The organism is Xylanibacter ruminicola Ga6B6 (assembly GCF_000687715.1).
In the GTDB taxonomy this organism is placed as follows: domain Bacteria; phylum Bacteroidota; class Bacteroidia; order Bacteroidales; family Bacteroidaceae; genus Prevotella; species Prevotella ruminicola_B.
Map to the genome: position 1 here is coordinate 44,065 of NZ_JHXD01000022.1, position 7,509 is coordinate 51,573.

General features: G+C 46.5%; 8 protein-coding genes and 1 pseudogene. 1 reads left to right on the top strand and 8 read right to left on the bottom strand.

All coding sequences use genetic code 11. The features are described 5' to 3' along the window. Positions 1 to 2: 2 nt before the first annotated feature. The 8 genes from T500_RS0112180 to T500_RS0112215 form a co-directional block, all read right to left on the bottom strand. Complete coding sequence (locus T500_RS0112180; protein WP_155267539.1) at positions 3 to 386, bottom strand: hypothetical protein; 384 nt, start codon at positions 384 to 386, stop codon at positions 3 to 5. 133 nt (positions 387 to 519) lie between these two features. Continuing rightward, positions 520 to 972: a YcbK family protein gene (locus T500_RS15965; protein ID WP_036909065.1), complete on the bottom strand. Its 453-nt coding sequence runs from the start codon at positions 970 to 972 to the stop codon at positions 520 to 522. Beyond that, entirely contained in the window at positions 947 to 1,351 is a 405-nt protein-coding gene (locus tag T500_RS0112190; protein WP_028908345.1) for a hypothetical protein, read from the bottom strand. The genes T500_RS15965 and T500_RS0112190 overlap by 26 nt, the downstream gene beginning before the upstream one ends. Positions 1,352 to 1,385: 34 nt before the next feature. Beyond that, positions 1,386 to 3,578 (bottom strand): DUF3987 domain-containing protein, encoded by a 2,193-nt coding sequence (locus T500_RS0112195; protein ID WP_080694885.1) that lies wholly within the window; start codon positions 3,576 to 3,578, stop codon positions 1,386 to 1,388. Between the two features lie 155 nt (positions 3,579 to 3,733). Then, on the bottom strand, positions 3,734 to 4,123 hold the full coding sequence (locus T500_RS0112200; RefSeq protein ID WP_155267540.1) for a hypothetical protein: 390 nt from the start codon (positions 4,121 to 4,123) through the stop codon (positions 3,734 to 3,736). Between the two features lie 94 nt (positions 4,124 to 4,217). After that, the gene (locus tag T500_RS0112205; RefSeq protein ID WP_028908348.1) at positions 4,218 to 4,502 is read right to left on the bottom strand and encodes a hypothetical protein; all 285 of its coding nucleotides are present in this window, start codon (positions 4,500 to 4,502) and stop codon (positions 4,218 to 4,220) included. A gap of 182 nt (positions 4,503 to 4,684) precedes the next feature. Continuing rightward, positions 4,685 to 5,197 (bottom strand): hypothetical protein, encoded by a 513-nt coding sequence (locus T500_RS0112210; protein WP_143040068.1) that lies wholly within the window; start codon positions 5,195 to 5,197, stop codon positions 4,685 to 4,687. Positions 5,198 to 5,206: 9 nt separating this feature from the next. Further along, positions 5,207 to 6,112: a hypothetical protein gene (locus tag T500_RS0112215; RefSeq protein WP_155267541.1), complete on the bottom strand. Its 906-nt coding sequence runs from the start codon at positions 6,110 to 6,112 to the stop codon at positions 5,207 to 5,209. 1,083 nt (positions 6,113 to 7,195) lie between these two features. On the opposite strand from T500_RS0112215, the pseudogene T500_RS0112225 reads away from it, so the two are divergent. Next, a pseudogene (locus T500_RS0112225) lies at positions 7,196 to 7,509 on the top strand (DNA-binding protein); the annotation flags it as partial.

Here is a 7,509-nt window from a genome sequence, read left to right on the forward strand (position 1 = left end):
GGTTACTCGCCATCAACTTTTTTAATATGATATCGCTCGTTCGAGTTATACTCCCTATCCTTATCCTTACCAAAGTACTCCAGCAGATACGTCTTTTCCTCCTCCAGTTTGGTTACACGTATCAGCACCTCGCGATAGGTTACTGCGCCGTTTTTCAGGTATGTCTCGTACGCATTAAAGCTCGTGGTAACCTTATTCTGGCTGTTCTTCACCAGTTTAAAGGCCGACAGGTTACGCATGCTCTGCGCCACGTCTACATACAAGCTGTCGCCCTTAAACACAAACATCAGTTCGCCACTCTGCGACAGGTATTTTCCATCCAGTCCGGCCGCCTTAACCCCACAGCAGCCACACATCATCAGTAAAAAGATTATTAATTTCTTCATCATCATATCATGTTAGTTAAATATTTCCGTGACAAAGGTAGATAAAAAAGAGCACAACACCAAATAAATATGCATTTATTTTAAAACAAAAAGTGCCCCGCGCCATCGCGACGCAGGGTGCCTGAACTGACAGCTAAGCATTCAGAAACGCCACCTTACGCCGATTTTCCTTAGGTCGCACCGCAAAGTGTAGCCACACGGCCCCGTAGCGATTCTTCTCTATCAGCAGTTCGTCATAATCCTGCTGCGTCTCTTTAGCATAATCGATAAGGGTTGCCGCATAGCAGATGGCCTGTTCCATACCATTAGTACGTATATCCACCGCACAGCCCGTTAGGTGATTACTGGTGGGCGCTCCCCCAACCTTCCGATTCAACTGCGGCGATCGATAACCCGAATTAATGATGATAGGTTGCGAGGCTTTCTCCCTCAACACCTCCAGCCAAACACACAATCGCTTTAGGTTAGCTATCGCCTCATGGCTGGGAATGTTATAAACTTCAGGATACTTGCTCCTGGTGAACTCCCCGAGCAAGAAGTGCTCGGAGAGATTTGCTTTACTATTTAACTGTACTATTGGTTCCATACTTTCTTTTCTTTTTGTTTACGTTAATCGGTGTACTATTTGGAAATGCGATGCTATACGCGGCATCCAAATCGGGTAGTTTTACGTGACGTAGGCCTAACCCTAATTTGGTGGCTACGATAGCCCTAAGCAACTCTCGATGTATGCGGGGATAGTGTCTCGGAGATAACAACAGATCGTTGCCACACACCTGCTCTTCGCTTACCACCGTATGTTTGCACACCTGCCAAATAAAGTCGTCGGTAGCTTCAGCACCGAACCACAACTTAAGTACGTTACGCACACTGAACCGCTTATAGCAGCTTGAAAGCACGCGCCTTGTGCGCTCCAGCTGACGCCAGAGCTGCACAAAGCATGCTTGATTATTCTGAATGTCCATGTTCTTAATGACTAATGACTATTGACTATAATGACTAACTCACCTTGCGATACCCCCCATCATCGGTCAGCGATACCAACCCCTGCTTGCGCCAGTTTTTCAGCATCTGCTGCACGCTGTTGCGGGTAACATCGGCACCCTTGATGGCTACGCTGAACTGCATGGCTTGATCGAAACTGAACTGCACATCCAGGCGCTCGTAGATGGTATCATTCTTAGAACGACGACTCCTACTGTTACTGGCAGCATAATCCCTGCTGCGATAGGCATTTTCTATGCGATCGCGAAAATAATACAACGCACTATCCAACAGCTGGTCGGCTATCACGTCGTACATATCCAGCATAGCCGGCGTCTGTGTTTTCTGCAGCATCTCCTTCCATAAGTAGGGTTTCTGCTTCAGCTGGGTTTCGGCACCATTCAGTCCGTGTTTCTGTATCAGCTGCTCGCACACCTTACACAGCATCAAGCAGCATACCATGCGCTGGGCTGTAACACAGGTACGGAATCGCTCACGAGCCTTTACACGGTCGTCGTTCATCATGGCTTCGAGTCGTATTTTTTCAAGCCAAGCCCTACCCCTAGCTTCCAGTTTTTGCAGCACCACTTCGCCTGCCATCAGCGGTAACAGATGCGCCACCTGCTGTATGCGTTCGGTCTGTCGGTCAGTCAGTACATAGGGCTTATCCTCCAGCTTGGCATAGGTATTATCGGGCGTTTGCGACAGGGCGATACGACTCTGGAACCCATCAGTATAATTGGTTACTACACGGTACAGTGCATCGGGTGTGCCGCACATCACCACATTCCACAGCAGGTGCTTAATATGCACATTCACCGCCTCGGCACTCTTGGCCTCACGATCGTACCTACTGCCATCGTAACTCTGACGCAGCAGTACCGAGAAATCGCTCATAGCCGAACGCCATTTCTGTGCCACGGTATCAGCCTCGGGTGTAAACGAAAATGCATGTTTACCTTCAACGTTAGCCAATCGCTCGGCCAGGTTAGCCACCGTGTTGTTCAAGGCGATATATCGCACGGGCAGTTCTATCTCTTCGGGCTGTTCCTTCTTGTTTTTAGAGGCTCGTTTCTTTCGTCGATACTCGTCCTCCTGCTGCTGATACATCTCGTCCATAGCACTCACCTCGCTCATCCAGGCATCCACCACCGGGTCGATATCGCCCTTGCGGCTGGCAAACTCACCCACAATATATGATATCAGGTTTAGTCCGCGCACACGTCCGTGTACATCCAACTTTACACCCGTGGCCAGCGCACCGATGCATGGACAAACCGCCGTAATAATTGGCATGGCCAATTCGGGACCTACTGCTGCCACCGAATCCTTAACACCCTGAGGCAACTTCTTAATTGACAATTGAGAATTGATAATTGACAATTGCTGGTCGTCGGTATCGATGGTATCATAGGTAGATGTGGCGAGGGCTGCCACAATCTGGTCCATCAGTCGCGAGCCCTTGGTGGGTTCCTTGCAGGCCGAATGGATAATCGAACGCATCTCGTGATCGGGTAATCCCAAGTTGGGCATCAGCGCCAGTAGCCACTCCTCGCTGTCGTCGCAAATAGAACGCAGGTTAGCAGCCAGTTGATGCAGTCGCTTGTTGCGTTCGCCTGTGTTAGGAACCCCACCCGTTCGCCGCCAAAACTCCGCAATAATATCCTTATACGCTATGCCCTTGAATGTATTTTGGCACGGATTCTTGGACGAGCCAAGCGGCAAAGCCGAGCGACACGGATTTACACGGATTTTTTCTTGGCACGAATTTCGCGAATTACACGAATTATTATCATCCGAGGACTTAATTAATCCGTGTAAATCCGTGTCATCCGTGCCTAAAACCTCTTCGAGTTCGAAGATAGCATCATCCAGGTAAATCAGTTCATTGCCCGATGTAGTAAAAAACACGCGCGTAATATCCTTGGCACCACTATCGTAGGCCACAGATATCAGATTGCTCGCCCATTTCAGGTTCTCTTCCTGGCTCAGTTCGGACTTACGTGCAAATACCAGATGGTAGCCACCGCCACGAGCACTCTCTTCGAGCATCAACAAGCCCAGCTCATCTTTCTTACTCAGGATGCGCTCGCGGATGGCAGGCATCTCATCGGCTGACAGGTGGTCGATATCCATACCTACAGTGGTGCTCATGCGGGTGCTCCCCTTCAAGGTGTCGTCTTCGTTAGGCAAGCAACTGTAGTTCATCTGCAGCAACTTATGTTTCAGCGGCTCCTCACCATTGCGGATACGCTGCACCAGTTGCCGCTGCTCGCCACCATTTCGCAAGGCCAGATATTCCTCTCTCGAAAGGACGGGGCGCATCATCTTCGCCCCATCCTTGTAATATACTAAGTGGCAACTCATCCCAGCTCACCTCCTTCCAAAAGCAACTTCCTAATCATCTTGCTAGCTATGGCGTTTGCCTGTTCCGTTAGTTTCTGGGGTAACTGCCCTACCTCATCATCATCCAGCGAGAATACAAAATAGTAGCGACCGTTACGACCGTGCGACAACGAGCAATTATCCTCACGAAACAGCGGTTTGTTCTTTGGTCGCTTAGGCAACTCGCTCATATACACGTTGCCATCGCGCATGCCCTGCACCTTGAAGCGTCCGTTAAAAGCCTCGGCCGCCACATCCTCGCAGCACTCAAAATCAAGTGTGCGCAGTCCTGTTTCCAACTTGCCAAAGGTCATCAGACCTTCAACCATTACCTGTTCTCCTAAAATTCTGCTTTTTCTTGTTTTCATATTTTTTCTAAGTGTTTAAGCGAGAAGAAGTTTCGGATTCCTTGGCCATTTACTCGAGAATATCCTCCTCACCCTCAACTCAGAAAATTAATGTTTAATGTTTAATAACTACGATATCGGTCGCAAGTATTTCTTGGAACACCTGCCCCTGATACTCATGTGTAGAGAAACGAAGTGTGGCTGCCACCACATCACCTTCGTAGAACCTGCACGCCGCCAGATTGCCCAGCATGGCGCACACATACTCGTTTTCGAACTTCCCGCCACCCATCTCGCGCAGCACAATGTTGCACTTCTGGATGGTACCGTTTTCTGTTTTCGACGACTGTACGCCAAAGGCCTCGCCCTGGCGCACCACTTTTAAGATTTTTGTTTCCATAATGTGTATCAATAAATCAAATTAACACTTGTAAATCACCGAGAAGCCTCAGGTTTACGAGTGCAAAATTAAGCACTTTTTGGCATTGAAAAGCAGAAAAATAAAGGTATCTCCCGACCATTTCGCAGTCGGAAACAGTCGGGAGAAATATGTCGAAAACCTAGTATTTACAGGTGTTTCGGTTAAAGGTCGGAAATGGTCGGAATAAAATTCTCTATTGCATCAGCATCGGCAGATAACTCTTTTCGTGGTTTGGCCAATTTAAGCGATTGCCCCTGTTTGGTAAAGCATTGTGCTGCCAGTTCGTTCATGTGTGCTATGGTCATCTGTTTCTTCGCAAGCACCTCGTTATTCACCTTTACCAGCATCAGTCGTGCCGTCTCAACTGTTTTCATCCACTCTATCGGTTTAATGTCAGTTGGCTGATTGGTTGAGAAGCCCATCAGATACTGCCAGCAGCTCATCTCGGTATCAGGAGCAATAAATCCATTTCTAATCAGGAACTCGAACCACTGTTTGCCCGCTGCCTCATTGTTGTTAATAGGGAAATGAGCCACCTGGGCTACCGAGCACTCCTCGTAGCGGGCGTGCCGCCCCTCCATACGTATCTCGCGGTCGTCATCGGGCTGTGCATTCGCACCACGACGCTCTATATACTGCGCCTCATCACCCGTCATTATTATTCTTCTTGCCATTGTATCTTATTATTCTTTATTTTCTATATAACTAGCATTATCGCCTGTTAATATCACATTACGCTTTTCGTGTATAGCCTTTTCATCTTCGGCTTTCTTGGCGATAGCATTTGTCATTTCTACAAATGCTATGCCTGAAACAAATCGCCATATAACCTCGCGAGGAATATGCCGATAATATAGTTTTGAAACAAAGCGTTCGGGGTTAGCCTTCCATTCAAAGTACAAGTTTTCGGGAAACTCTTCCAGTTCCTTTTCTACCGTCTTGGCATTATACTTTCGTTGGTGCACCATCAGATGTTTTCGTGTATCGGCCGACTGCATCTGCTCTTTCCAAAAATCCAATACACTACCGCAACTTGTTTCTCTGCCTGTACGTCCGACCGACATTGTGAGCTCGTCAATAATCTCCTGAAACTCGTAGCGTCCGATATCCTCAAGCTTTTGTATTAGGTGCTGGCGATAGTCGCTCATTTCGCCCGAAATATCATATTTAAGATAAGCAGCAAAGCGTTTTACCAACGCAATAAAATTAGCTTGCGCTTCGTCATCCCAATCATCACGTTCGCCCAGTCTATCCATTATTTCATCGCGCATATATACCAGGTTGTCGAACTCTTCGGGGACATCGAGCACCGGACCTGTGTATTTCCATTCTAAAAATATTTTCTGCGGATAGAGGTCGGTAGCAGGCCCTTTATATCCCGGCACCGAGCATTCGAACGTGATACACGGGTGTTTGATATTTGAGCTAACAATCAAACCCCTTAGTTTAAAATTTTCTGTACATCGTAGTGCGCCCCACACAATGGGCAGTAGATTGTACGAAACGTATCCTACATGCCGACCTAGCCAATCGTAAGCGCGCACAGCCACCTTGTCATTGTCGTTAGCGCTTTCGGGTCTGAGAGTCATAGCATGTCCAGGCGCCTCAGCAAGAAACTCGCTGACGTGCCCATAAAGATCTTTACGGTAAGGAATACCTACTATATTTAGTTGTATAATACTCATAGTTGAAGTTGGTATAGGGTAAGTTAGCCCAAAAACGATGGCAAAGATAAATAAAAAATGTGTGTTTCAAGTATGGTGATTCTTTAAAATTTGCGAGTTTAAGTTTTTTTAAATGATGGCTAATGTTTCTACTCATTAACCATCATTACCTGCTAGGTAAAGCTATATTGATTGTTATTTCGATTTAGCTCTGGGCGAAAGACTGTTGTATGCCTCTACACCGCCTGTACCCGATTTGTATATGATGGTATCAATAAAATAGAGATGTCCCTCATCGTCAACGAGTACATTACCATCAACGGCATCAAAAATATCATGCCTACCGTTAGGAGAGATTTGCAAGACGTTGTTCCCGCAAGTTCCTCAATCTCTTTAAGGACTCCGCACGCGAAAGCGGATGCGCTTTCCAATATGCAACCTTCGCTATCTTGATAGCGTTCATTTTCTTGTGATAATCGTTCAGAACAATCTCCATTCATTTATCATTTAAAATTTATCGCTGCAAATATACATCTTTTTTGGATAGCATCCAATTTTTTTCGGGTTTTTCTTTAGAAAAAAACCTCAATATCCTACGAGCTATTTCAGTCATTAGTAGTCATTAGTCATTAGTCATTAAGAGTAGTGGAAATGTGGTGTAAGTATTAAAAGAATATATATAATATATTATATATATTCTTTTATTTAAAAACAGGGTTGTTCGAGGCTTAATGACTATTGACATTAATGACTACTGACTGCACAGAAAAATTTTTTCGAGAAAAAATGAAAAAAATGGGGGAATTATTCGTAGACCGCAATCAAAATATTGTACCTTTGCATCGTTGAAATGAATGAGACAGATGGCGGCCACGTGCGGCAAAACTATTTCCCACGTGCACTAAGAAATTCTACCACACGAGGGCGCTAGAAGCTCATTAAACATGAAACGTTAAACATTAAACATTATCCATTAAAATTATTTTTACAAACTTAAAATTTAGCATTATGGCATTGAAAGTTAAAGCACAGGAAAAGTTGCAGAAGATTGGCAAGTATGAGGGCACTTATCGCTACATCATGATGCCGGAGTTGTACACCGCCCTGACACAGGACAAGGTGATTAAGGAGGCTGCTCTGCGCAGCGGAGTGAGCAAGGGAGTGATGCAGGCATGCTGGGATGCAGCCGGCGAAGTGATCAAGGCGTGGGCCACCGAGGGTCATAGCGTAGCACTGCCCGGTCTGGGTACTATGCGATTCGGATTGCGCGCCAAGAGCGTAGCCCAGGTTGACGAGGTGAAGGCCGGTCTGATTTCGAGTCG